General features: G+C 66.9%; 25 protein-coding genes. 7 read left to right on the forward strand and 18 right to left on the reverse strand.

The window, feature by feature from the left end:
* Positions 1-11: 11 nt before the first annotated feature.
* The 8 genes from ACZ6I3_RS17870 to ACZ6I3_RS17905 all read right to left on the reverse strand — a co-directional run bounded on the left by ACZ6I3_RS17870 (position 12) and on the right by ACZ6I3_RS17905 (position 5,120).
* On the reverse strand, positions 12-914 hold the full coding sequence (locus ACZ6I3_RS17870; protein WP_469415569.1) for an aldo/keto reductase: 903 nt from the start codon (positions 912-914) through the stop codon (positions 12-14).
* Positions 911-2,104, reverse strand: coding sequence for a cupin domain-containing protein (locus ACZ6I3_RS17875; protein WP_469415570.1), 1,194 nt, complete (start codon positions 2,102-2,104; stop codon positions 911-913). Before ACZ6I3_RS17875 ends, ACZ6I3_RS17870 begins: the two co-directional genes overlap by 4 nt.
* A 12-nt stretch (positions 2,105-2,116) precedes the next feature.
* Entirely contained in the window at positions 2,117-2,248 is a 132-nt protein-coding gene (locus ACZ6I3_RS17880; protein ID WP_469415571.1) for a hypothetical protein, read from the reverse strand.
* Positions 2,249-2,343: 95 nt separating this feature from the next.
* Entirely contained in the window at positions 2,344-3,189 is an 846-nt protein-coding gene (locus tag ACZ6I3_RS17885) for a helix-turn-helix domain-containing protein (RefSeq protein WP_469415572.1), read from the reverse strand.
* Between the two features lie 15 nt (positions 3,190-3,204).
* The gene (locus tag ACZ6I3_RS17890; protein ID WP_469415574.1) at positions 3,205-3,675 is read right to left on the reverse strand and encodes a DUF6879 family protein; all 471 of its coding nucleotides are present in this window, start codon (positions 3,673-3,675) and stop codon (positions 3,205-3,207) included.
* Between the two features lie 43 nt (positions 3,676-3,718).
* Complete coding sequence (locus ACZ6I3_RS17895) at positions 3,719-3,946, reverse strand: hypothetical protein (RefSeq protein WP_469415576.1); 228 nt, start codon at positions 3,944-3,946, stop codon at positions 3,719-3,721.
* Between the two features lie 90 nt (positions 3,947-4,036).
* Positions 4,037-4,273, reverse strand: a complete 237-nt coding sequence (locus ACZ6I3_RS17900) for a DUF397 domain-containing protein (protein ID WP_469415578.1) — start codon at positions 4,271-4,273, stop codon at positions 4,037-4,039.
* Position 4,274: 1 nt separating this feature from the next.
* Positions 4,275-5,120, reverse strand: coding sequence for a helix-turn-helix domain-containing protein (locus ACZ6I3_RS17905; protein ID WP_469415579.1), 846 nt, complete (start codon positions 5,118-5,120; stop codon positions 4,275-4,277).
* Between the two features lie 217 nt (positions 5,121-5,337).
* Between ACZ6I3_RS17905 and ACZ6I3_RS17910 the strand changes: the two genes are divergently transcribed.
* Entirely contained in the window at positions 5,338-5,970 is a 633-nt protein-coding gene (locus ACZ6I3_RS17910) for an ATP-binding protein (protein ID WP_469415580.1), read from the forward strand.
* Positions 5,971-6,026: 56 nt separating this feature from the next.
* Here the strand turns inward: ACZ6I3_RS17910 and ACZ6I3_RS17915 are convergent, their stop codons facing one another.
* The gene (locus tag ACZ6I3_RS17915; protein WP_469415581.1) at positions 6,027-6,491 is read right to left on the reverse strand and encodes a very short patch repair endonuclease; all 465 of its coding nucleotides are present in this window, start codon (positions 6,489-6,491) and stop codon (positions 6,027-6,029) included.
* Between the two features lie 82 nt (positions 6,492-6,573).
* Between ACZ6I3_RS17915 and ACZ6I3_RS17920 the strand changes: the two genes are divergently transcribed.
* Complete coding sequence (locus tag ACZ6I3_RS17920) at positions 6,574-7,836, forward strand: DNA cytosine methyltransferase (protein ID WP_469415583.1); 1,263 nt, start codon at positions 6,574-6,576, stop codon at positions 7,834-7,836.
* Positions 7,837-7,866: 30 nt separating this feature from the next.
* Here ACZ6I3_RS17920 and ACZ6I3_RS17925 read toward each other — a convergent pair whose 3' ends face one another.
* The 4 genes from ACZ6I3_RS17925 to ACZ6I3_RS17940 form a co-directional block, all read right to left on the reverse strand.
* Complete coding sequence (locus ACZ6I3_RS17925; protein ID WP_469415584.1) at positions 7,867-8,730, reverse strand: NgoMIV family type II restriction endonuclease; 864 nt, start codon at positions 8,728-8,730, stop codon at positions 7,867-7,869.
* A gap of 13 nt (positions 8,731-8,743) precedes the next feature.
* Complete coding sequence (locus ACZ6I3_RS17930; RefSeq protein ID WP_469415585.1) at positions 8,744-9,541, reverse strand: HNH endonuclease; 798 nt, start codon at positions 9,539-9,541, stop codon at positions 8,744-8,746.
* Positions 9,542-9,916: 375 nt separating this feature from the next.
* On the reverse strand, positions 9,917-12,907 hold the full coding sequence (locus tag ACZ6I3_RS17935; protein WP_469415586.1) for a Z1 domain-containing protein: 2,991 nt from the start codon (positions 12,905-12,907) through the stop codon (positions 9,917-9,919).
* A gap of 54 nt (positions 12,908-12,961) precedes the next feature.
* Positions 12,962-14,515: an ATP-binding protein gene (locus ACZ6I3_RS17940; protein WP_469415588.1), complete on the reverse strand. Its 1,554-nt coding sequence runs from the start codon at positions 14,513-14,515 to the stop codon at positions 12,962-12,964.
* 642 nt (positions 14,516-15,157) lie between these two features.
* Here ACZ6I3_RS17940 and ACZ6I3_RS17945 point away from each other — a divergent pair.
* Complete coding sequence (locus ACZ6I3_RS17945; RefSeq protein ID WP_469415589.1) at positions 15,158-15,745, forward strand: hypothetical protein; 588 nt, start codon at positions 15,158-15,160, stop codon at positions 15,743-15,745.
* A 15-nt stretch (positions 15,746-15,760) separates the two neighbouring features.
* Here the strand turns inward: ACZ6I3_RS17945 and ACZ6I3_RS17950 are convergent, their stop codons facing one another.
* A complete protein-coding gene (locus ACZ6I3_RS17950) occupies positions 15,761-16,780 on the reverse strand; it encodes an SEC-C domain-containing protein (RefSeq protein WP_469415590.1) in 1,020 nt (339 codons plus the stop codon).
* A 137-nt stretch (positions 16,781-16,917) separates the two neighbouring features.
* On the reverse strand, positions 16,918-18,393 hold the full coding sequence (locus tag ACZ6I3_RS17955; protein WP_469415592.1) for a glycoside hydrolase: 1,476 nt from the start codon (positions 18,391-18,393) through the stop codon (positions 16,918-16,920).
* A 275-nt stretch (positions 18,394-18,668) separates the two neighbouring features.
* Here ACZ6I3_RS17955 and ACZ6I3_RS17960 point away from each other — a divergent pair, with 275 nt between their 5' ends.
* From ACZ6I3_RS17960 to ACZ6I3_RS17970, 3 genes are all read left to right on the forward strand, one after another.
* Positions 18,669-18,980 carry a DUF6412 domain-containing protein gene (locus tag ACZ6I3_RS17960; RefSeq protein WP_469415593.1) on the forward strand — a complete coding sequence of 104 codons (312 nt, stop codon included), beginning with the start codon at positions 18,669-18,671 and terminating at the stop codon, positions 18,978-18,980.
* Between the two features lie 106 nt (positions 18,981-19,086).
* Complete coding sequence (locus ACZ6I3_RS17965; RefSeq protein ID WP_469415595.1) at positions 19,087-19,800, forward strand: YidC/Oxa1 family membrane protein insertase; 714 nt, start codon at positions 19,087-19,089, stop codon at positions 19,798-19,800.
* A 146-nt stretch (positions 19,801-19,946) separates the two neighbouring features.
* Positions 19,947-20,804, forward strand: a complete 858-nt coding sequence (locus ACZ6I3_RS17970; protein ID WP_469415597.1) for a fumarylacetoacetate hydrolase family protein — start codon at positions 19,947-19,949, stop codon at positions 20,802-20,804.
* A gap of 85 nt (positions 20,805-20,889) precedes the next feature.
* Here the strand turns inward: ACZ6I3_RS17970 and ACZ6I3_RS17975 are convergent, their stop codons facing one another.
* The 3 genes from ACZ6I3_RS17975 to ACZ6I3_RS17985 all read right to left on the reverse strand — a co-directional run bounded on the left by ACZ6I3_RS17975 (position 20,890) and on the right by ACZ6I3_RS17985 (position 23,429).
* A complete protein-coding gene (locus ACZ6I3_RS17975; RefSeq protein WP_469415599.1) occupies positions 20,890-21,756 on the reverse strand; it encodes an LLM class F420-dependent oxidoreductase in 867 nt (288 codons plus the stop codon).
* Between the two features lie 87 nt (positions 21,757-21,843).
* Positions 21,844-22,365, reverse strand: coding sequence for a heme-degrading domain-containing protein (locus ACZ6I3_RS17980; protein ID WP_469415600.1), 522 nt, complete (start codon positions 22,363-22,365; stop codon positions 21,844-21,846).
* The gene (locus ACZ6I3_RS17985; protein ID WP_469415601.1) at positions 22,362-23,429 is read right to left on the reverse strand and encodes a Gfo/Idh/MocA family protein; all 1,068 of its coding nucleotides are present in this window, start codon (positions 23,427-23,429) and stop codon (positions 22,362-22,364) included. The genes ACZ6I3_RS17980 and ACZ6I3_RS17985 overlap by 4 nt, the downstream gene beginning before the upstream one ends.
* Between ACZ6I3_RS17985 and ACZ6I3_RS17990 the strand changes: the two genes are divergently transcribed.
* On the forward strand, positions 23,428-24,642 hold the full coding sequence (locus ACZ6I3_RS17990; RefSeq protein WP_469415603.1) for an ROK family transcriptional regulator: 1,215 nt from the start codon (positions 23,428-23,430) through the stop codon (positions 24,640-24,642). The two genes, ACZ6I3_RS17985 and ACZ6I3_RS17990, sit on opposite strands and share 2 nt — an antisense overlap.
* The last annotated feature ends 226 nt before the right edge of the window (positions 24,643-24,868 follow it).

Consider the following 24,868-nt stretch of genomic DNA (forward strand, 5'->3'; position numbering starts at 1 on the left):
ATACTCCGAGCTCAGGTTCCGAGAACATCCACGACCTTTCTTAGTCGGTCCGGTGACATGGCGGGGTGTTGTTCGACAGCGGTCACGGCTTGGGCCCAGTGTTGCGGGTTGTCCGTCGACAGCAGAACCCGGCCAACCCCGGGAGCGGAGGCTACGACCGCCAGACCAGCGGTCGCGGGACTGCTCCCGGGACGGATCAGCTCGGCCAGTTCCGGCGTGACCATCTCCAAGACCGTGCCGCCGTGTAGTGGTGCTGAGGCCAGCACGTCGAGTCCGGCTGCTGCCGCGTCGACGAGTACGCCGACCCCGTCCAAGGCCTGGGCGATGGGCGCGAGATTGACGATTGACAGTGGGAGTTGGACAGCCCGAAAGCGGTGCCCGCGGCCACCGGCCTTGACGGCCAGCTCCAGCAGCAGCGGCACCGTGAACAGACCGTCGGAGAAGCCGCTCCAGGTGGCGATGCCGTAGGCGCCGATCCGACCTTCCTGCGCGGCCTGCTCCAGCGCTCCGAAGGCCTCGTACAGACGCTGGATCTTCAGATCGGCGGACATGCTGCCGTGTTCAGGGTTGTGCAAGAAAACCGTCTGGGGCTCCCGGCCGAGGATGCGTTGGCTGCGGCCGATCTGCCAAGCGATGAAGCGAGGTGCCAGGCAGTAGCTGTCTTCGGCCTCGGAGGCGGTGACCACGCCTGCCCTGAGCGCGCGGTCGCATGTGACAGCGGTCAGGAAGCCGACCTTGGTCGACACCTTTACGCGAGGCGCGCCAGGAACCACCAGGGCCAGCTGCTGTTCCGCCTGGCCCTCGGCGTAGTTCGGGGCTGTGTCGATCCAGTCGGCGCCCGCACGGACGGCCATCGCCGCTGCCCCTGCGACATCGCGGCACCGATAGGTGCCCAGCCCCAGCCGGGCGGTCACTCCGCACCCCTCTTGACTCCTGCGACCTGGCCGTTGACCAGCTCGGATACGACGAGGGCCGTCTCGGCCACTGTGAGGCCGCCTGACTCAGCCAGCGTGCCGAGCCTCTGGGGGAAGCCCGATTCCAGGAGCTCCAGCAGCGGACGCACACGCCGCGCGAAGGTCCACTCCTCACCGCCCGCTGTCAGCCGGACATCGCCCTCGGGCGTTGTATCGAGTGCCGGTCGCGTGACCAACAGCTGAACCCACAGCTGCGGGTCCGAGGGTACGGCTCTGACGTACGGCAGCGACGGGGCCAGCCGTGCTTGTTCGGTGGCATCACGAGCGGCCAGAAACCGGGGGAGGAGGTCAGGGGACGTCAGCTCGGACATGACGAGCTTGGCCAGGTGCTCAGTGAAGGCGGCTTGGTCGGTGGTGCTGCCGAACCGGGGCACGTCGGAGCGCACCAGTTCATGGGTCCGAAGGCTGTCCGACAGCCAGGCGATGACGTCGGCACCTGTCGTGGTCTGGAGCCCGCAGGTGAGGTGGAGCGACGCTTGTCCCGACGAAGCGGCCACGGCGTGCCACCAGCCCCGAGGCAGGTAGAGCACGTCGCCGGCATCCAGAACCAACTCGGCTACGGGATCGGCCGGGGGGCCATCCGGCGCCTGGACGTCCCGGTGCATCGGGGCAACCCGGGTCGGACCATAGAGCCGCCAGCACTTGGACCCGTCCAACTGGATGACCACGACATCGTGGTCATCCCAGTGGATGCCGAATCCCTCGGTGCTTGTCCAGGACGCGTACAAGTTGATCTGTACCGCTGTGCGTAGCCAGCGCTCCAGATCCATCGCGAGCTGGGCAGCGCCTGGGTGGAGTTCGTCTACGGCGTCCAATACGAGGGTCGCGCCCTCCGCGAGCTGCTGATGCAGGTCGGCAGGCTGCAGACGCTGCCAGGCCGTCCGTCGGCGGGTGACGGTCGGACGGCTGTAGGTGTGTGCGGCGAGTGGTTGACCGTCCTTCGCAAGGCGCAGGCGAGGTGCATCCAGTCGGTGGTGCGTAAGGATGGCGTTGACGTCGTCCCAGGTGAGCAGGGACGCCGTGCGGCGGGAAGATCCCCGGCTGACGTGATACCGCTGGCCGAACGTCTGGGCGAGGAAGTCGTCCCCGCCCAGACATTGGGCCACCGAGAAGGTCATCTCAGTGGTCATGGGCGTGGTCTGTCAGTCGTTGGTGTCGCTGACACCGGTCGATCCGCCGTCCGACGGCTGCTCGGACCGGGCCCTGGCCGCCATCACCTTGCTGCGGGCGACGAGCAGGCCGTCGCTGGGCTGAGTTGACTGCTCGTGATCCATTGCGGGCTCCTTGTGAGAAGTACGAGGACAACTGGAAGCCACGCTAGGAACGGAACAGAACCTGTCTCAACGAATGTGCGCGGACTTGCGCGCGGTCACTCGAGAGAGTTGATGGCGGCTGTGATCAGCGACCGTGCGGCAGCCCCGTAGACGGCCCGCTCCGCCAACTCGGCGAAAGTCTGCGCGTACATCGCGATCTCAGTGGGTTGCGTGATGGTCAGATGCGCGGAGACGAGCTCCACGTTGACCTGTGCATCGTCGTACATCGTGAATGACTCGACGGGCCATCCCGCCCCACGCGGCACACCCGTCGGAATGATGCCCAGCGACACCGAGGGCAGCGAAGCCGTGGCGATCAGATGGCCCAATTGGCCGGCCATGACCTCGGCATCGCCGATGACGGTCCGCAGCACCCACTCCTCGACCAGGACCGCGAAGCGGTGATCACCGGTGTGAAGCACCCGCTGCCGCTCCATGCGCACGGCCACAGCCGCGTCGATGTCGTCGGGTACGTCACGCAAGGCGGTGATCGTTCTCAGCACGGCCTCGGTGTAAGCGGGGGTCTGGAGGAGGCCGGGCACGACCCAGGACTGGTACATACGAAACCGTCGGGTGCGCTGGAACAGTGGTGCGACCGACTCCTGAACCTGCTTCAGTCCGGCACGCTCCATGCGGCGCCACTCGACGTACATCCCCTCGACGGCACGCGCGGTGGCTATCAGATCCGCTGTCTCCTCCAGCGCTCCGCAGTGCAGTGTCCATGCCCGGATATCCGCGTCCGAAGGTGGTGTTCGTCCGTGCTCGATGCGAGAGCACTTGGACTCATGCCAGCCCGCGAGGCCCGCCAGCGCCCGCGCGGTGAGACCCGAGTCCTTCCGGATCTCACGCAGGCGCCGGCCGAGCGCTCGCCTGGCCTCGGCAACACTGGACGATGAGGGCAACGGATGAAATCTCCGTCAGGTCTGGCAGCGGGGCGGCTGGTATCGCTCGTGCGGCGTGCCCCGCTCCCACACTGCCTCGAACGCGGAGCCGCACAACTTCACGGTTGCCGGGTCATCCGTGCACGTCTCGTCCTCAGGCGCGAGCTCACCGTCTCCACCGAAGTGGTGAAACACGACGACGCTGCCGTCCAGCAGCCAGAAGTCATTGCCGGGCAGAGCGAGGTCCGATGCCCGGCGCCGCGGCAGCCAACGGACCTGCTCGCCCGCTGCGACATTGGCGGCGGTCACATGGTGCTCGAACTCGATGTAGTCGCTCACGGGCTCGGAGACGATGCGGGCACGGCGAACTTCGATGCCCCTATCTACCAGCTCGGACGTCAGGGCGAGCCAGGGCCGCAGGTCCGGGTTGTTGTCCTCGGGTGCGTTGCGAACGCCCTGCTGCCATGCGACGAACCGGGGATCGGACCGCATGTAGCCGTCGCGCATCTCCAAATGCACGGCCGAGCTACGGCAGCTCCGCAACCGTTGCTCAAGCGTCGGTGCCGCCCCCACCGTTCACCTCCGGGAAGAACTGCATCATGCGCCTAGGGAACTCGATCACCGTCTCATGCCCAGGGATGTCCATCTGCGCCAGCCGTTCAGGGTCGGTGATCTTCCAACCCTGGAGGACGTAGTTGCCGGTCTGGTCATCCAGGTACACAGTGGGCGACTTCCCGTCCGGGCTCTCCGGGTCCTGACCCAGCTTGATGAGTGCCATGTCTGCTCCTCTCGGACTGCCGTGTGTCCGATCTTTCGCCCAAGGACGAGCTACGGCCAGGAACTTGCGTGAACTTGCGCGCAGAACCGCTTACCGGGGGCTACCGGAGTCCCCAGGCAGGCTCAGGCCGCCGTGGCGGATCCCATCCACGAAGCGACGCCATGCATAGGCCCCAGTGCGCGCGACGGGCCCATCCGGTCGCTTGGAGTCGCGTATGAGCGTGCCATGGGGGCTGTATGCGCACTCCAAGCACTCGGTGGTGTTGCCGCCGCTGTAAGACGACTTGAACCAGCTGAGCTCGGGGGCGATCTGCGGGCCAAGGGACATTTCAGAGCTCCTTGCGGGCGCGATGGATCAGGGTGGAGGAAGCCTCCATGTCCAACGCTTGTGCGCGCAGGTACTCGAACGCAAGTCTGTATCGCTCCAGTTCCTGCTCCTTCTCCAGGAACAGTGAGCCTGTGTGGAAGTCGACGTAGACGACGTCGAGGGCCGGTTCGGGGCCGCCGATCATGACGAAGCTCCCCAGGGCAGCGGCGTGGGCTCCCTTGGAGAACGGCAGCACCTGAAGGGTGACGTGAGGAGACTCGTTGGCTCCGAGGAGCCGGTCGAGCTGCGCCTTCATAACCGACGGCGACCCCACGATGCGGCGGATCACCGACTCGTCGAGGATCGCCCACAGGTGCAACGGCTTCGGACGGGTCAGGATCTCCTGCCGCTTCATGCGGATGTCGACGAGGCGCTCGACCTCCGCCGGCTCCAAGGGCACCTCGTTGGCCTTCTGGAGCGCCGTGCTGTAGTCGCGCGTCTGCAGAAGCCCAGGGACATAGGCGCAGCAGAAGTGGTTCTCACGAACTGCTTCGTCCTCAAGGGTGAGCAGCAGGTTCATGCTCTCTGGGATGGAATCGGCGAAGGAGTTCCACCAGCCCTGCTCTTTGGCGTTCTTGGCGAGGTTGACAACTGCGCGCCGCTCGGCGTCAGTTGCTCCGTACTCACGACACAGCGCGTCGATGACGATCCACTTGACCGGTCCGGCCGTGGTCTCGTACCTGCTGACGGTCGCTTTTGAAACGCCGACCAAGTGCCCGGCTTCCTCAAGTGTCATTCCCGTGCGGGAGCGCAACTTGCGCATGGTGGCGCCCAGCTGGCGGCGTCGTGTCGTGCTCCGATCGGGCATGCGGCTCCTTCGCCATGTACCGGGCCGCAGCCCGGAGGACGCCATCAGGCTAGGTAGCGGTGAACTGGGCTCACCACCAGATTCACCCGATAGGTTCTCATGAGAAGTTACACAGTGAGATTTCTCTGTGCCATGCTCTTCTCAGTCGCTACGCAGCGCAGTCGTACAGATACGGCATGAACTAGGCGCCGCGTGGCCAAGGGAGGGAGAAGTGGTCATGTCCGGTTGCGAAGCCACGGAGCCTCACCCCCGCTGCGTTCTGCCCTTTGCGGCAGCGCCGGCGGAGGTGCGCCTTCTGAGGAGAGCAGTCGTTCGGCAGCTCACTCGCTGGGACGTGCTCATCGCCGCTGATGAAACCGAACTCCTCGTGACGGAGCTGGCCACCAATGTTGTGAAGCACGTTGGTGCAGGAGGGTCGGCAGCCCTAATCCTTGAGAGGAGGGGCGAGCGACTCCGCCTCGAAGTCCACGACCAGAGTCCCGTCCTGCCCGTCGTCAGGACCGCCACATGCGGTGATGAGTCCGGTCGTGGCCTGCGTCTGCTCGCGGCCACGGCTGTGGACTGGGGCACAGTGCTGACTGCGGCGGGCAAGGCGGTCTGGTGCGAGATTCCGCTTGCGGACGGGCATAAGTGCCGAAGAGTCGAGCGGGCTGTGCTGGCGCTCGAGAACTATGAGAGGGATGCGTGCGTGCTTGGCCTACACGGACGAGGGCGAGAGGTGAGCCTCGTCGAGTCGGCGGTCGAGTTGATCGCTGATCTGCTCCACTGGACTACTGGCCGCGGCCATGATCCCGACGACATCCTTGACCGCGCTCAAATGCATTATGAGGCTGTATCGGCAGCTGCCTGACAGAGCCATAGGGGGCGCTAGCAATAGCCCACGGCAAGGGGCTGTGGAGCCTGACTTCAGTTAGTTCGTGAACCCCGATTGTCGAGGGCTGCGGCGTCGAGAGCAGCGATGATCCGTGCTGCCGCCACGTCTGGGTCCTCGTGCTCCCATACACGGACGACAGACCAGCCTGCCGCTGCGAGAGCTACGTCGGCGGCCCTGTCCCTGGCCACATTGCGCTCCAGCTTCGGCCCCCAGTAGCCACCATTTACACCGGGCTGCCGGCCATGCTCGGGGCAGCAGTGCCAGAAACAGCCGTCGACAAATACGGCTACTCGCGCACGTGTAAAGGCAATATCCGGCCGCGGGCGCGCGCCCGCCAGCTGCAGACGGTAATCAACGCGGTACCGCTTCCCTGCAGCGTGGAGCAGCGACCGGATGGTCCGCTCGGGCTTGGTGTCCCGCCGCTTGATCGCCGCCATGTTGCGTGAGCGACCAGGCGTCGGCGGTGTCGGCGATGCTGGATCAGGGCTAGAGGTCATCGTGTCCACCGTAGCCCTAGTGTCAGACCCACAGTGTTTGATGGGTCAGGATGGTAGACCTGTGCAACACAGACATGGAGGTATGAGCGTGGCTGATCTGTCCGCCGTGGAGATCTGCGCGGGCGCTGGGGGCCAGTCGCTCGGCCTTGAGCTGGCAGGTTTCGATCACGCCGTCGCCGTCGAGCTCGACGAGAACGCCGTCAACACCCTTCGCGCGAACCGCGACTGGAAGGTGGTGCACGGTGACGTCGCCGACGAGGACCTCTGGAAACCAGGCAAATACGTCGATATTGACCTTCTTGCGGGAGGGGTGCCATGTCCTCCGTTCTCGATTGCCGGTAAGCAGCTCGGTGCAACCGATGAGCGTGATCTTTTCGCATGGGCCGTTGAACTGGCTGGCAAGATGAAGCCTCGGGCGCTCCTTCTTGAGAACGTGCGCGGCCTCTCAATGCCTCGCTTCTCTGCCTACCGTCAGCATGTGAAAGATCGCCTGAGAGACCTGGGCTACTGGTCCGACTGGAAACTCCTGCATGCAAATAACTACGGTGTCCCTCAGTTGCGGCCGCGTTTCGTCCTCGTCGCCATGCGTCACGAATATGCCCAATGGTTCGAATGGCCTGAAGAAAAGCCCACCGCGGTAACCGTTGGAACAGCGCTGCAGGGCATGATGGCCGCTAAGGGCTGGCTGGGGGCCGAAGCTTGGGCGAAGAATGCGAACGACATCGCCCCCACCATTGTGGGCGGTTCAAAGAAGCACGGTGGCGCGGACCTTGGGCCAACTCGCGCGAAAGCGGCCTGGCGCAACCTCGGCGTAGACGCAATGGGAGTTGCCGACTCGCCGCCGGATGGATCGACTCCAGTGGATTTTCTGCCGAAGCTCACCACGGAGATGGTGGCTCGCATCCAAGGGTGGGGCGAGGAGCGGGACTACGAGTGGGAGTTCACCGGACGCAAGACGACCAGGTATCGCCAAATCGGCAACGCGTTCCCGCCGCCCGTGGCGCGTGCGATTGGCACCGCCATCGCCAACGCGCTAAACCGGAAGGGTGAACCAAAGCAGCTGGCCGAAGTAGAGCACGAAGTCATGCACGACGGGCTCTACTTGGCCTTGAAGAACGCCTCAACTGCGCTGACAGAGAAAGAACTTGTGCGGCTCGCTGGCGAGAAGATGGATTCCTTGGCCTTCGAGCGTCGGATGGCCCTGCTAGCGCGGGACTTCGTGATCGACGAGGATGATCAGCTCGGAGGTCGTGCGTACCGGCTCACGGGCTTCAAGGGGTTCACAGGCCAGGAAGACCACGACAGGCACGCACGCTTCGCTGAGTTGCGTTCCCGTATCAGCTAGCCGCGTCATGTCGGCCAGTGTGGCCTGCCGCTAAATCGCCAGATCGAGTGGCAGGTCACTGATGTCGCGCAGACGTTTACCGGCAACGAGGGTGTTGAGCATGCTGACTGCCTCGTCGTTATCCGTTTCGTGCACCGCTTTGATTAGCTCCGGCAGGGCGAAGTGATACACGGTATCGATATCACCTGTGCCAAGCGCTAGCGATGCCAGCCGAGAGGGCGAGGGTTCTCCGGTGACAACGGCGATGTGTGGAGTGCGTCCCTTCCGGTTCCGGATTACGTTAAGGGCCTCCGAGCGCGCATTTTGGGCGCGATCGCTGCGAAGTGTCCACTTGCATGAAACTATGGCGTGGACAATAGGGCGTTCCTGATTGACCATCCTGATGACGGCGTATCGTCCAGACTCCGAGTCCACCAGATCGGAATCGCGATTGATGTTCTCGTCTGGTTCAGGCTTTCGGAGAATTAGAATGTCCGGGCTGATCTCGTAAGAATTCCCGAGTACCGAGGCGAGATTCCTGTCGTTTTCAATTGCATTCGCCAGGTCGGCTAGGTGTGTGTAGGGCTCGTACCTAGAAATCTGGTACTCGGCTCGGGACCCGCCGACGTTCTCGATGCTCCAATCGCCTGGCCGGAGTGTCTGAAACAGGGGAAAGGTATCTGACAGGAACCCCTCGACAGCCTCTTCGAACTGCTTTCCAACTCGTTGCCCGGTGAGTTTCTTGGGAATAGTACCTGCGGAGAGATCCTTTGCGATGCTTAGCCCGATGCTTACGCTAGTCTTCTGGCTGCTGTCAGCATTTGAGGCCACGCCGTCAAGGGACAGGGAAAGGGTGTACTTCTCGATAAGGTCACCGTGGAAGTTCTTCCTGGCTGCCGTAAGTGCTGCTGTCACGTGAGGAGGACTCCTAACTCGAGCTGCCGGAGCTGGTCTGCAAGTAGGCGATGAGATCCTCCCGCTCCTTGTGCGAGAGGACCCGAGCTAGATCGTAGATACGGTCAAGCTCTGAACGAGTACGTTCTGCTCGATGCAGCCAACTGAGTAGCGTTTGCTTGTTTCCTCGGCTTAGGCGCCGGGCCTGTGCTAGTACCTCGTCGTATTGCCATGGATCGGGAATCTCGTCTCGAACTGGCTCGTTGCACCTCGCACACTCAGTACGCCAGTTGTCGATGTCGTCGGCCGCTCTCCGCGTCCTCAGGCGTTCCTGCGGCACTCGATGCCCGATGGTGAGCCGGGCCTTGCTGTCGGGCTCACCTGGGTACGATTCCCCGGCCGCAGCTCCGCAGACAACGCAGCGCCCGCCATCGCGATCCATGACGTCGCGCCGTACACGCGCTGACGGCGCAAATCGCTTGTGAGCTTGACGGTCCGCGTCGAGCCAGTACCGAGCCCCCTTTGCCTGAAGCCGATACTCGTCCGTTCCCAGCGAGCCGTCATCCTTGTACGACGGGATGAGCCATCCCACTGAGCGCAGGGTGCGGAGACGGCGATTGAGGTGCTCGGACTTGCCGACGATGTCAGAGCCCAGCGCATCGCGGAGCTCGTTCATCGTGAATATGTCACCCATTTCCTTGTTGAACCAGAGCCAGGCCGCCAGGCGCCGTTCTTGACCAAACGGCCTGTTCCGGGTGCCTGGCTGGACTGTGAGCTCCCACCAAGGTGTTCCGTCTGGGGCTATCGGCCCGTCGCTTGCGTCGGCGTCCATGCTTCGGAGTATGGCCGGCCTGTTGGATCATCACCAAGGGGTTCAGGCTGGCGGCATTGGCGCGAATGCGGCGGACACTTCAGCGAGAAGGACACAGCTAGCGCGAGCTCGCGACCATGTCCCGTGCGGGGGCGCCTCGTAGGAGGTAGCCGCCGCCGTTTCCCTCGGGGCAGCGCCCGGGGAAACGGGCTTCATCCAGAAGGCAGCGCGACGCCCGCCCACTGCCCGTTCCGAGTCAGGGTGCTCTGGGCGTCTGCACTGCCCGGAGGGCAAGGACCAAGACTTGCCCTCCTATGCCTCTGCGGACCGTCCTGAAAGGCTTTGCCTGCGGTTGGCCCCCGCGGCAGCGGCCATGACGTTGAAGGGGAGCGGAATTCAGGACGAACTCGCTGGAATCGTTGCCTCAGAGGCGAATCGGGAGTTCTTGGCACGGAAGCGCACCAGGCGACGGTCGGCGCTCACGGCCGAGGCGGGCGGGATCAAGGTGAAGGCCATTACGATCTTCGCGGGGTCGGCAGAGCCGTTCCGCACGACCGCCTGCACGTCGCTGTGGCTGTCCCCCTCCACGACGGGGTACAGGAGTGCCACCCCTGTCCTAGTCCCGATGCTCTCACCAGGACGATACTCAGCCGGCGAGCGCGCCGCATCGATCAGTCGCTGGGCCGCTGTGCGGTGCTCGACGCTGGCGATACGGCTGAAGGAGGTCTTCCCGGCTTGTCGGCTTCGGCGGACGAGGGACAACGGAAGCGAACCAATCACGCGGGCCTCCACTCGCGTGCTCGCGGCCAGGCGAGGGGAAATGAGCAGCCAGTCGTCCACCGTGGCGAGCGCGCCGTCGAGCTGGCTGAGGTAGGTCAGATGAGGATCGAAGTGCCCTGGCCGCTCCCATTCGAGCTTAGACAGCACGCTGACGAGGTCGCTGTGGGTGACGGTCCCGGTCAGGGCCTCGAATGATCGAGTGAGCGAGCTGGAAGCATCTGGCGGATTGCTGAACGTAGTCGGTACTGCGCTAAGCGAGTCCAGCAAGGGGCGCCAGCGCTCGGTGTTCCGTTTAAGCGCCCCGCTACTCCCTGGGTATGACGCAGGCTCAATGGGGCGACCAGGCGACCGGATCTCCACGAGTTCCGCGTTGAACATCTTGTTTCGGGCCGAAGGCCTGATCCAGGGCAGGTGCTGCGCCACGAGGGGAGGAACTTGCATGGGTGTTATCTGAGGCTGCCCATCGACCACTACGGCGTATTGCGCCAGCTGTTCCCGGAATGCTTCCTCGTCGCGGCAGATCGCTTCGTAGGCCTCATACAGATCGGCATACCTGTTACGGCCGAAGGGCTCCTCCCTTCCGATGTAGAGCCGGACCAGGTCCCGGTAGCCGGGACGGAAGCCGAACCAGCGTCCCATCTGCATCAGCGTGTCCGCCTGCTGTGTGGTGCGCCGGTAATACGTGATGGTTAGGCCTTCTACGGTGAATCCGCGAGAGAGCTTCGTTCCGCCGACCAAGATCTTCCAGACGTGCGGGGTCCGGTCGAAGTCAAGGTTCAACTGATCGAAGTAGCGGTCGGAGTCCCCATTGACGACGATGACTGGCTTGCCTCCTGAGCCGATGCGCTGGCGCGCGGCATTGACGTAGGGGCGCAGTTCTCCGTAGGAGGCAGGGACTGGGAGGTCTGATGCGCGCACCTCGCTGACTGGAGCGAAGTCCGAAGCCCACAGGGCAGCAAGACGTTCATGGCCGGCGGCCGAACTGTAACCCGCCTGATGCCACATGGAATTGATACACAACGCGAGTTCCGCGTGATCGTCCTTCCGGACAGACTGATGAGCGAGCATCGTGTGGTGGCGGAACGGGCCGTCGTCCACACCGTGGTCTGCCCGGTACAGCTTCAGGGCGCCAGACAGGACGAAGGCGTCCATGGCCTCTTGGAGACGGTCACCCGTTGACTCCTGGATGTCCCGGATGTGTGCCTGCTCCTGAGAGTTGGCGTACGTGCGCTCTTCCCGGGGGATCGCAGAATCCAAATCATGGAAGTCCTGGGCACCCATGTACCCGGAGGGGCGAGGAAGCGAGATCAGGAAATCGCTGGGGAAGATGTCCTCGTCGTCACCGGGGTCAATGAAGACGTTGGCGAAGGGGGTAGCCGTGTACCCAACGTACTGCGCGCGCGGAAGCAGCTTAAGCAGCTGGGAAAGCAACCCGTTGATGGCCGTTCGTTCAGTGTTGCCTTGCTCCCACTTCTTGGGGTCCAGCGTGTTCACGGAAGCCTGGTCGGACTCGTCGTCGATGATCAGAGCAGGCAGCTCACCCAGCAGTCCGTGAATCTGCTTCAGGTCCTTGACGAGCTTGGTCAGAACGGACTTGTTCTTCTTCACCACCAGGACGCGGGCCGCTGCGTGGTGGAGGTTCGCCGGATCATGCAGAGGGCGGGCCGGTTCGCGCTTCTCAAACTCAAGCGCCCTGATGCCTTGCGCCAGGCTTTTGTAGTCATTGTCGCGAGTAGTCAGACGCTCGATGTCGAACGCACCGAGCACAGATGGGCGCGCGCCGTGCTGGACGAACTCGTCCCAGTCCGCGTCATCGTCGCCTACGTAGTCCACGCCTACGAGGGAGTCAAGGTCCGTGATATCCGCACCGCGCAGGATGTTCTCCTGCCCGATTAGCTCCATGTCGAGGCGGCGCTGGGTCTGAGCGCGCAGCAGGTTGAGTGTCCCGCCCAGCACGATGACGAGGCGGTACCCGGCGTCGATCGCCTTAGCGGTGACGCCAGTGAAGTTGGCTGTCTTGCCCGACTGCACGTATCCGACGACTAGGCCCTTCGCCTGCCGAGCCCTCGGCTGCTCTGGATCGGTGAGGCGTTCAACAACGGCCCGGCTTGCTTCATCGAGGCTTGCGATCGCGGCGTCAGACCATCCCTTGGCACGGAGCTTCTGCTCGTACGACGCCCAATAGAAGGAACGGGCGGAACCACGGTCAGGGGTGTACCAGGGGATGAACTCACGTGTGATCACGGTGGGACCTGCGATCTTCGCCACGGGTACGGCGTCATCTAGCGCCTTCCGCAAGTCATTGCCAAACCGCAGCCGGTCGTACACCGCTGTACGCCGAGCATCGGTGCGGGCAGGTATCGCCAGCGCCCACTGAGGACCTTCGGCGAAGTCCCAGGCGGTGAGGTGACGGCTCCATAGAGCTCTGAGTGCCTCGTCACCGTTGACGAGGTAGGCGCGAAACACTTCCTCGCTCAGGTCGGCGTCCGGATAGTCCTCGTCGGCGGCGACGGCGGCCCAACGCGCGAAGTGCCGTGGGATGTTCCGCATGCCGGCCAGCGCGTGGGTGTGAATGTCGAGGAGCACGTTGGCTGGGATGTCGCTCATGTGAAGGAGTCCTCAGTCCGCATGGGGTGAAACGTGAATTACTGCGCCTTGGTGTCAGGAGAGTTGTTGCAAACGCCGAGTGCGCTGGGCATCCACGGAAGCCAGGAGAATGGTGTTCCAGTAGTCCAGACGGTCTTGGCGACTACGTTCCCAGCGCCCGAGGCCGAAACAGTCCTCAAGAAGCAGATATAGCAAGGTCTTCGTGACTGGGGCGTCGTTCGCGCCGCCGCGCCTTCCGTCGTTGAAGTCCTCCCGGTAGGCCTTGTTGAGGATGACAGAATTATGTTCACGGTCAAGGTCGAAGAACTGGTTGGGGGGAAGCGTGCCCCAGGTGAAGGCGATCGGTTCCTCGTCCGGTTTCTCAGGAAGTTCTTCCTTGATGACTCGCTTGACTTTGGGATCCAGTCCCTTGCCCGGGGGAGTTACAGGCTTGCGGACGATCTCATTACGCCTCGAACCGTCCCGGTAGGCAGTTTCGGCGTCCAGCGGGTAACTCTGGAATAGATGCCCCTTGGAGTCCGCGGCCTTGTCGAGGCCGTCCGTGAAGGCTGAGGTGACGGTGATGCTCTCCTTCTTCACATCAAGGCTTAGGACGTTGTTCTCGTGGGACGGAAGGTCGATAGCGATCCGGGCGAGAACATGGTGCCCCTCAGGGCTCCGCCACCCGTTCCATCCTCCTGCCTGCACGAGGCGGTCGTTCCTGTAGAAGTAGAAGCCTTGCCTATCCATGAGGGAACCGATCTGGCGAAACCCCGCTTGTTTGGACTTGGCAGGCCAGATGTGGGCGGTGAGGCGTAGGTCTCCCAGACTTTCCACCGGGGCAACGAATTCCCGGGGATATCCGGACTTGCCCGGCACCTTGTAGCCGAACGGATCCAGGGCTTCTACGGCGATGTGATCCACTTCCTCGCCGAGGCCGGGCTCCCCGCTGCTCACGTCCCACACTGCTATGTCGAGTTTCAGACCTCGCTGTAGGTACCGGTGTAGGTAAAGGCCAAGGTGGGTCTCAAGGCGGGAGATGGCCTTGGATAGGAATTGGTCGCTCTGGCCGCGTGCGACTGTCTCAAAGGCCCGCACGCCATCCCAGCGCACGATGGTTCCCTGCCACTCGATTACGCCGTCGTAGCGGTCTACGAGATTCTGCGCGTATAGCGGGTCGACGGTGTCGCAGCGGAAGCTGTCCTCGATGCCAGCTGCGGTAAGACGCCGCCCTGCAGCTCGGCTGCGCCTAGTGCGGCTGACCACAGTGAGTGATGAGGCATGGGAGAGGGAAGCGGCCTTGAGGCCTGTGCCGTACATGCCGAGGGCATCCTCGCCGTAGTCACGGCGGCGTCCCACCGTCATCGCGGCATTCAGTCCCTCATCGTCCATGCCGGCGCCGTTGTCGATGATCAACAGCGTGAGGATCCGGTCGGCATCACGCAGAAAGTGCACGACGATCTGGTCGGCACCGGCGTCGATGGAGTTGTCGATGAGGTCAGCGACGGCGACCTCGAAACCGTAGCCCTGGTTGGTCAGGGCCTTGCCGTACCCCGCGTCGGGCGGCAAGTGCGCGCTGCCGGTCGTGGGGACGTCGTACTGCCATTCGGTACCGGGTTGGTAGGGCATGCTTCCTCAAATGCACAGGTCAGGACCTGCTCGCGAAGTAGCAGCCCCTTACACACAACGGAGAGTGTGACGGTACTGCAAAGGTTGGACATAGGGGGAGGTGGGAGCGGAACAGGGGCGATAAGTCCCTTATTTTTCAGGAGCTTTGGCCACGGATATTCCTTAGATGCCCAGCTTTATAGGTATTTGCAACCTGGGGCGAACTGACTCCGAGCTGGTTGCGGGACGTTGGCGGTAGCGTCGGATCCAGGTGCGGGTCGGGCCGCCCGCTTCCTGGCCAGTGTCGTGCCTCCGCGCCCCGCATCAAGGGCGCTCCTCTCCGCTGCGCTGCGTTCCGCGTCGGCTGCGCCGATGGCCCTGCGGGCCACCCTTGACCCGGGCCGCTCCAGCACGGGAGAGAAGCGAGCGGGCGGCCTGGGAAGGGCGGGGGCCACGGGGCGGTCGCGGCATGGGTTGGCTGTTCAGGTGCTCCGCGGGGACGGGCGTGCGTCAGTATCTCGGAGTACGTCACGCCGGTCGGCGGTGGTGTGGGGACGAGGGCGATGCAGGGCGGTGGGGCAGGAGAGGTCTGGTCGGGGACTGCCGCAGCGGACGCGTGAAATGTGGTGGCGGGTGCCTGCCAGGGCGTGTGAGCGTTCGGGCATGGGGAATTCCAAGGCCTATCCCGTTCTGCGGACCACCGACGCGGCCCTGGCGTATGCGCAGGCCAAGCGGCTGTGCGGGCTGTTGGCGAAGTGCGATGACGAGGTCGACTTCTTTGCCCAGCTGCGGACGGTCGCGGATGTGCGGCGGATGGCCGCGGTCCTGCCTGAGGCGAAGTTCGAGTACGCGGAGGCGCGGGTCGGTCCGGCGGGTGAGGACCTCCGGTTCGACCTCGATGTCGCGGCGGTGGACGACGCCGCGCTGGAGCCGCACCTGCCGCTGGACGTGATGGTGGAAGCCCCCGGGGGGAGTGTGGAGGAACGCTTCGTGGCGGCTCTTGGCCAGGGCGTGGCCCGTATCGACTGGCAGGGCGTTTGGCCGGATGAGCCGGAGGCGGGGCACTACGGGTCGGTGGCGTACGACGGGGTTCAGGTCGTGTTCCACGGCGAGCGCGCCCAGTGGGGGCCGTGGGCCGAGCATCACACCGTCTTCGTGCACGTGACCAAGTTCGGTGACCTGGCCCGGGCCCAGAAGCTCGCCGCGCACATCGGCAGCGAGGTCCTGGGCGACTCACAGCTCGGGTGGTGAGGGCCTGCCGGGACTTCAGGCGGGCGTGGTGCCGTGGCACTCTCCGTACGAGCGGCCGGAGCCGCACCAGCAACCCGCCCCCTGCTGCGGAGGCCAAGCCACCGCCCGCCCCCGCGCCGCCAGTGTCGTGGCGTACTGGGGGAGCAGGGTCGCGTCGTCCGGGGACGAGAGTTCCGAGGCTGCGAAGGCCTCGTAGGAGGGGACCGTGCCGGTGACGATTCCGAGGTTGGGGGTGCCGGAGGAGGCCAGTTCTCGGAGGGCGGACTCTATGGTCGCGAGGTGGGATTCGTGGGTCGGGTACTCCGTCTCCAGCGTCGGGTACGCCTCCAGGAGTTCCGTGAGTTCTGTCGCCGGCCAGTGGAGGATCGCCACCGGGAAGGGGCGGGAGAGGGCTTCGCGGTAGGCGCCGAGTTCTGCTCGGAGGCGGAGGATCTCCGCTTCCAGTTCCGCGGGGTTTTCCGAGCCCAGGGACCAGACGCGCTTGGGGTCGTGGAGTTCGTCCAGGGTGATCGGGAGGGAGTGGACCGTGTCCGCCAGGGCGTCCCATTCGTCGTGGGGCCGGCCCAGCATGCGCCGTACGCGGTGGCGGCCGAAGAGGAGGGGGTGGGTCGGCTGCGGGGGCTGCGACACGTCCGTCAGGAGGCGGTGCACGGCCTCCGTGAACGTCTCGTGGGCCGCTTCCAGTTCGTCGTGGGATTCCAGGGACTCCGCGACGATGACCCAGGGGGCCGGGTCCTGGGGGGAGGCTGCCCGGACGCCCTCGATGATCGCCCTGGCCTCGGCCTCGTGGCCGTACTCCCAGAGGTTCGAGGCCTTGAGCGCCCGCACCAGATGGGGGTTGTCCAGGTCGGCCGCGGAGGACAGCAGACGGTCGTAGAGCGTGGACGCGGTGGGGCGGTCGCCGGAGAGTTCCAGGTGGGCCGCAGCCCGTAGGAGCAGGGCCTCGGCGTCCTCGGGATACAGGCCGGCGGTCCGCTCCAGGCGTGCCGCTTCGGCGGTGTGGTCGACGTTTTCGGCAGGCGTGTCGGGGCGCATGGGGGACACCGTACTGCCGGGAGGTGACGAGCGTGAGAGATGTGCAGGCCAGACACCTGTACCCGCGGATTTCCCCGCGTTCGCCACCCGGGCTTTACGGATCGCCCCGAACCGCCGCCGTGCCGTCCGCCGCCGACCTACAGCGTGACGCCGTCCACTTGGAGTGTTTGGACTGATTTGGCTGCGAAGGGGACGCTTACGGATTTGCCGGTCAAGCGGATGTCCGAGCGGGGGGTGTAGAGGTCGCCGCCGCCCGTCGTCACCGTGTTCCAGCGGGGGACCAGCCCGCCTGAGCCGCCCGTCACCGTCGTGAAGCGGGAGAGGTCGAAGGTGAGGGTCTGGGCGGAGGTGGCCGTGTTCACCGCGACGATCACCAGGCGGCGAGTCGAGGGCTCGTACGCCGCCACCGCGTAGCTGACGCCCGTGTCCAGGATCGTCATGCCTGGGCGGATGTGGCGGCTGAACTGGGCCAGTACGTAGTGCTTGGTCTGGACGGTGGTCGGCTGGAGTGTGTTCGCGTCGTAGGCGATCATCGCCCAGCCCGTCGACGGGTCCATGACCTGCCAGTAGCACCACGCCGTGGGGTGCAGCCAGCGGAAGTCGTAGCAGAGGTTCGAGGCGAGGGTCAGGCCCGTGCCGTCGCTGTCGCCCGTCTCGGAGTTCCACAGCTTCTTGCGGGACGTCGTCACCACGTCCGTGTAGAGGAGGTCGCGGCGGCCGCCCGAGCCCTGGTAGCCGTGCACGTTGACCTGGGAGACCAGGGCCTTGGTGGCGGAGTTGAAGGAGGACCAGGTCGAGCGGGCCGTGTCGATGTTCGTTTCGTCCGAGGCCGCGATGCGGATGCCGCCGAGTCCTCGCTTGTCCAACTCGCTGCGCATGTACGGGAGTACGGCCGCCTGGACCGCCGGGTCCATGTGGCAGCCCTCCTGGGTGCCGGTCGCGGTCCACCAGGTGGAGGCCGGTTCGTTGAAGGGGTCGACCGTCGCGAAGTTCACGCCCCAGTTGTCGCGCGCGTACCGGGCCGTCGCCGCCAAGTGGCTCGCGTGCTGACGGTAGTTCCAGGTCTGGAGGTTGTTGCCGCCGCCGGCCGCACCCGAGGGGTTGTGGTTGGCGCACATCCACCACATCGGGGAGTTGGCGAAGAGTTCCGTGATCGCGCCTCGCTGCGTCGCCTTCACCAGCATCGCGCGCTGGTTGGCGTCCGCCGACCACTTCCAGGCCGAGGAGGTGGGGTCCTCGTTGTTCCAGTCCTGCCAGAAGCCCTCGATCTGCTTGAAGGCGGGGATGTTGGGCGACTTCACCATCGTCTCGCCGCCGACGCTGTTGGAGCTGCACGCGCCCAGGTTGTAGCGGGCGATGTTGAGGCCCAGGCCGGGGAGGGAGCGGCCGTTGTACGTCACCGACTTGGTGGTGAAGAAGAGGTCCGCGAAGTCGTCCCGGGCGCCGAAGACGTTGGCCCACCAGGCGAGGGAGGTGCCCCAGCCCTCCCAGGTGCCGTAGGTGGTCGAGGGGGTGACGGCGATGGTGGCGTCCGCGTGCGCGGTGCCGGTCGCCAGGGCGCTGCCGAGGAACGTACCGCCTGCTGCGGACAGCAGGGTTCTGCGTCGTATCACGGCTCCTCCGTAGGGGAGTTCAGGGGAGTTCAGGGGAATTGGGGGCAGGCGCCGGTCCCCCCGGCCCGGCGTCGCGGGGTGGCCCTCGACGGTGTCGAGTCGAGGGCATCGAGAAGCATCGGGTGTGGCGGGTGGGTTGTCGAGAGTTACGACGAACCTTTCTCAAACCCGTGTACGAAGTCTCGGACGCGGTCGGTGGGAATGATCGTGTATAACGAACGGAGTGCAGTGAACGGGTAGTCGAGCGCACGCGCGTACGGGAGGAGGGGCCGCCGATGATCCGCGGTCGGGCCAATTCGCGTCCCGCTCTCGTGCTGCTCTGCCTGGTCCTGGGCGTGGCGCTGCTGGACACCGGCAGCCTCACCGCCACCGTCGCGATCGCGGCGACCGCCGCGGCCTCGGCCGCGCTCGTGGTCTGCGCCGTCATCGCCGCGCGCTGCGCACCCGCCGTGCCCCGCACCCGTGTGCGTACGGCCATCCGCGACCGTGACCTCCGTACGGCCTTCCTGTCGCAACGCGACCCGGACGCCAAGGGGCGCCCCCGGCCCCGGGCACCCGGACACGCCCTCCGGGCGACCTTCGCGTAGGGGCACATCACCTCCCTGACCCCGCGTGGGTCGTCCTGCCGCCATATCCGGTTTCCGGCAACTTCCGGCAACTCCCGGCACGACGAGACCCCCGGAGGGCTCACGCATGTCCGTCTTCGCCAACCTGGTCGAGCACCTCGCCGACCTGCTCCAGCCGTTGTTCGGCGCCTCCGCGGCCGCCGCCGCGATCGTCCTGTTCACCGCGCTCGTACGACTCCTCGTCCACCCCCTGTCCCGGGCCGCCGCGCGCGGTCAGAAGGCCCGGACCGCGCTCCAGCCGAAGATCGCCGAGCTGCGGAAGAAGCACGGGAAGAACCCCGAGAAGCTCCAGAAGGCCGTACTGGAACTGCACGCCGAGGAGAAGGTGTCGCCGCTGGCCGGCTGCCTGCCCGGGCTGCTCCAGGTGCCCGCGTTCTTCCTGCTCTACCACCTGTTCTCCAGCGACACGATCGGCGGGCGGGCCAATGAACTGCTCGGCCATGAGCTGCTCGCCGCGCCGCTGGGCGAGCGGTGGACGGACGCGCTCGGGGCAGGGAGTGTGCTGAGCGGGGCCGGGCTCGTGTACGCCGGGCTGTTCGTCGTCGTCGGGTGCGTCGCCGGGTTCAGCTACCGACTGAGCAAGCGCATGATGGCCGCGAGTCCTGCCCTGCCGACCGGTGAGGGCGCGCCGGTGCCGGGGCTGGGGGCGGTGACCAAGGCCATGCCGTTCATGTCCTTCTTCACGCTGGTCACCGTGGCCGTGGTGCCGCTGGCCGCCGCGCTGTACGTGGTGACCAGTACGACGTGGAGTGTGGTCGAGAGGGCCGTGCTGTACCGGTGACCCGTGGGGGGCCGGGTCCAGTACGTGAACCGGGTATTGCGGAGTGGACTTCCAGCTTGGAGGATCGACCAGTCCTCCGATCGCTGTCCCCGCCGCATCCGGGTCGCGCGCGTCGGCGGGCGCCCGCGATCTAGGGAGACATGATCATGAAGCTGCTGCGAGTCGGTACGGCGGGGGCGGAGCGGCCCGCGCTGCTCGACGCCGAGGGGACGCTGCGGGACCTGTCGGGCGTCGTCGCGGACGTCGACGGCGCGCTGCTCGCCGACGAGGCCGCGCTCGGCCGGGTCCGGGCCGCCGCGGACGCCGGTGAGCTGCCCGCCCTGGACGCCACCGGGCTGCGGATCGGACCGCCGCTGGGCCGGATCGGCAAGATCGTCTGCATCGGGCTGAACTACCACGACCACGCCCGTGAGACGGGAGCCGAGCCGCCCGCCGAGCCGGTCGTCTTCATGAAGGCGCCGGACACGGTCGTCGGACCGCACGACACGGTGCTCGTACCGCGCGGGTCCGTGAAGACCGACTGGGAGGTCGAGCTGGCCGTCGTCATCGGGCGTACGGCCCGCTATCTGGGGTCCGCGGAGGAAGGGCTCGCGCATGTCGCCGGGTACGCGGTGGCGCACGACGTGTCCGAGCGGGAGTTCCAGATCGAGCGGGGCGGGACCTGGGACAAGGGGAAGAACTGCGAGACGTTCAACCCGCTGGGTCCGTGGCTGGTGACGGCGGACGAGGTGCCGGATCCGCAGCGGCTGTCGTTGCGGCTGTGGGTCAACGGGGAGTTGAAGCAGGACGGGACGACGGCTGAGCAGATCTTCCCTGTGGGTGAGGTCGTGCGGTATCTCAGTCAGGTCATGACCCTGTATCCCGGGGATGTGATCAACACGGGGACGCCGGCGGGGGTCGCGATGGGGGAGCCTGAGCCGAAGCCGTATCTCAGGGCCGGGGATGTCGTGGAGCTGGAGATCGAGGGGCTTGGGCGGCAGCGGCAGGAGTTCAAAGACGCCTGAGGGGTGGGGAGCTGCGGAACGACGGCGGCTGCGGTCGCATCGTGGTTGTTCGCGCAGTTCCCCGCGCCCCCAAGACAAAAGAGGGTCAGTTCAGCACTGAGGCCAAGTCGCGCCACGCCTTCCTCGGGAGGGTGTCCTTCGGGGAGTCGTCGATCAGTTGGAGGGCGAGGTGGTCCGCGCCCGCCTCGAAGAATGAGTCGATCTTGGCGCGGATCGCCGTCTCGTCGCCCCAGGCGAACAGGGCGTCGATGAGGCGGTCGCTGCCGCCGTCGCGCAGGTCGTCCTCGGTGAAGCCGTGGCGGAGGAAGTTGTTGGTGTAGTTCGGCAGCGAGAGGTAGAAGCCGATGAACTCGCGGGCCAGGGTGCGGGCGCGGGTCGGGTCCGTCTCCGGGATCACGCCCAGTTCGGGGGCGAGCAGGGGGCCCTCGCCGAGGAGTTCGCGTGCGTGGGCGGTGTGCTCGGGGGTGACCAGATAGGGGATCGCGCCTGCGGAACGGTCGCGGGTCAGCTTCAGGCTCTTCGGGCCGAGGGCGGCCAGGACCCGGCGGTCCGCGGGCACCCCGGCGGCGTCCAGGCCGTCCAGGTAGGCGACGAGGGCCGAGTACGGGCGGCGGTACTGCTCAGCCAGCTTGGCGTGGCTGACGCCGAGGCCCAGCAGGAAACGGCCGGGGTGGGCGGCCTCCAGCCCGGCGAAGCCCGCGGCGGCAGCGTCCGCCTCGTGCTGCCAGATGCTCTGGATGCTGGTGCCGACGGTGAGCTTCGAGGTCGCCTCGATCAGCGGGGCGGCGTTGGCGGCGGAGGAGTTGCCCCCCAGCCATACGGCGCCGTAGCCGAGTTCCTCCAGTTCGGAGGCGGCCTCGGCGAGCTCGCCGCGCCGGTCCGGGTCCTCCGAGCGCAGGCCCACGCTCCAGATGCCGTACCGGCCGACGGTCTCCTTCAGGGCAGTGGTCATCGGTTGCGATCCCTCCGGTTGTGCGCCGTGCTCGATCACGCGTACGCAGGTGCCAACCGGAGGGGGCCGGTGATGATTCCGGCGGGGTCAGAGGTTGAGGAACTGCTCCAGTACCTCCACCACGAAACGGTGGTCCTGGAGCTGCGGCAGCCCGGACACCGTCACCGCGCCGATCACGCCCACGCCCTCGACGGTGATCGGGAACGAGCCGCCGTGTGCCGCGTAGGTGTCGGGGTCGAGGCGCGAGGACTCCTCGAATGTCGTGCCCTTGGCGCGGAAACGGGCGCCCACCAGGTAGGAGGCGGAGCCGTAGCGCTCGACGACCCGGCGCTTGCGGGCGATCCAGGCGTCGTTGTCCGGCGTGGAGCCGGGCAGTGCCGCGTGGAAGAGCTGCTGGCCGGCGCGGTGGATGTCGATGGCGAGCGGGGCCTGCCGCTCCCGGGCGAGTTCGACGAGGAGCGAGCCGAGCGCCCAGGCGTCGTCGTGGCCGAACTGGCGGAAGACCAGGCGGCGTTCCTGCGTCTCCAGTTCCTCCAGGCTCGGGGTGAGCTCGGGCTGGAACTTGGGGCCGAGTTCCTGGTGGTGGGAAGGGTTGCTCTTGTGCGTCACAGGGGCACCGTCACCTTCTCGAGGGCCGAACGGCGGGCGGCCTCCAGTACGTCCAGGGCGGCGGCCGCCTCCAGGGCGGTCACCGGGTTGGGGCCGCCCTCCAGCAGGGCCTTCGCCACGGCCGCATAGTAAGCGGGGTAGTCGCCGGGGAGGGTCGGTTCGGGGCGGCCGCCGCCCGTCACCGGGGATTCCCCGGAGCCCACGCGGCCCCACTCCGACTCGGGCTCGACGCCCCAGCCGGGGCCGGGGCGCAGGCCGTCCCGGAGGGCCGCTTCCTGGGGGTCGAGGCCGTACTTGACGTAGCCGGCGGTGGAGCCCAGGACGCGGAAGCGGGGGCCGAGTTGAGGGGTCGTCGCGGAGACGTGGAGGTGGGAGCGGACGCCGTTCGTGTGCGTGATCGCGATGAACGTGTCGTCGTCCGTCTCGGCGCCCGGGCGGCGGATGTCCGACTCCGCGTAGACGGCGGCCGCCGGGCCGAAGAGGGCCAGGGCCTGGTCGACGACGTGGCTGCCGAGGTCGTAGAGCAGACCTCCGATCTCTGCGGGGTCGCCGGACTCGCGCCAGCCGCCCTTCAGCTGCGGGCGCCAGCGCTCGAAGCGGGACTCGAAGCGGCGGACCTCGCCCAGCTCGCCCTCGCCGATCAGCTTGCGCAGGGTGAGGAAGTCGTTGTCCCAGCGGCGGTTCTGGAAGACGGAGAGGAGCAGGCCGCGCTCCTCGGCGAGGGCGGCCAGCTCACGGGCCTCGGCCGCCGTGCCCGCGACGGGCTTGTCAACCACGACCGGCAGGCCGGCCTTGAGTGCGGTGCCGGCGAGCGGCACGTGCGTCTTGTTCGGGGACGCGATGACGATCAGGTCCAGCTCGGCGGCCCGGTCGAACAGCTCGTCCGGGGTGGCGGCGAGGCGGACGTCCGGGAACTCGGCACGGGCCTGCTGCTGCCGGTCGGGGTTCGAGGTGACCACCGTGTCGAGGGTGAGGCCCTCGGTGGCGGCGATCAGCGGGGCGTGGAAGACGGAGCCGGCGAGGCCGTAGCCGACGAGGCCGACGCGGAGGGGTGTGCCAGTCATGGCCCCACTTTCGCAACGCTGTTGCCAAAGTGCAAGCGCCGGGGACAATGGGGGCGTGAACAGGGCGGACGACCGTACGGGCGGGGTGGGCGGATTGCAGGGCACCGGAGGCGCCGGAGGCACCGGCGGTGGGGTGAACCTGCTCGCGTTGCGCAGCCACAACGCGGCGCTGGTCCTCGACCTGCTGCGGACGGCCGGAGCCGACGGCATCAGCCGGCTCGAACTCGCCGAACGGACCGGGCTCACCCCGCAGGCGGTCAGCAAGATCACGGCCCGGCTGCGGGAGGACGGCCTCGCGGCGGAGGCCGGACGACGGGCCTCTACGGGCGGCAAGCCGCGGACCGTGCTGCGGCTGGTGCCCGAGGCCGGGCACGCGGTGGGCGTCCATCTGGACCGGGACGAGGTGCGGGCCGTGCTGGTGGATCTGCGGGGGACCGTGGTGGGGGAGCGACGGGCCCCGCTGGACCTCGGGGCCGGGGCGCGGGCCGTGCTGGCGGCGGTGACGGAGGCGGTGCGGGACGTGGTGGCCGGGGTGCTGCCGGCCGGCCTCGACGAAGCGCTGCTGGGGGTCGGTGTCGCGCTGCCCGGGCCGCTCGACCATGCGCGTGGGGTGTTGCACCGGGTGACCGGATTCCCCGAGTGGGACGGCTTTCCGCTGCGGGAGGCGTTGGCGGAGCGGCTCGGGGTGCCGGTGGTGGTGGACAAGGACACCAACGCGGCGGCGCTGGGCCTGGCCGCCGGGGGCGAGGGCGGCTCCTTCGCCTATCTGCATCTCGGCACGGGGCTGGGGGCCGGTCTGGTGATCGGCGGGACTCTGCACCGGGGGGCCAGGACCGGGGCAGGGGAGTTCGGCCACCAGGTGATCCAGTTGGACGGCCCGCCCTGCACCTGCGGCGACCGCGGCTGCGTCGAGGCGCTGTGCCTCGGTGCGGTGGCGCGCGGCGACACGGCGGAGGCGGCCCGGGTCCTGGGCGCCGGGGCGGCGAACCTGGTGGGCCTGCTCGACATCGACGTCGTCCTGCTGGGCGGCCGCACGGTGGCCGCGGCTCCGGAGGCCTTCGTGCGGGGGGTCGGGACGGTGCTGGAGGCCCGGGCTCGGCGGACGGGCCAGGAGACCGTGCCGGTGCGGGTCGCCGCCGGGGGCGGGCGGGTCGTGGCGATGGGCGCGGCTCAGCTGGTGCTGGGGCCGGTGTTCGGGCGTGGGGGTGGGTGAGGGGGGCGGGGAGCAGCGGGGCGGCTCCGGTGACGTCCGGGTGAGGCGGTGTCGGCCGGGGGCGGGGTGGCGTGCTGGGGTTGGGGAGGCCTGCGCGGGGGCGGCTCGGCTCGGACGGTGCTGGGGCGAAGCGGCTCGACTGGTGGTGGGCCGGGGCGGCTCGGCCGGTGGTGCTGCTGGACGGACTCCCCGGTGTTCCTCAGAACCGGCTGGGCCCACCGTGCGC

The organism is Streptomyces sp. NPDC041940 (assembly GCF_055589465.1).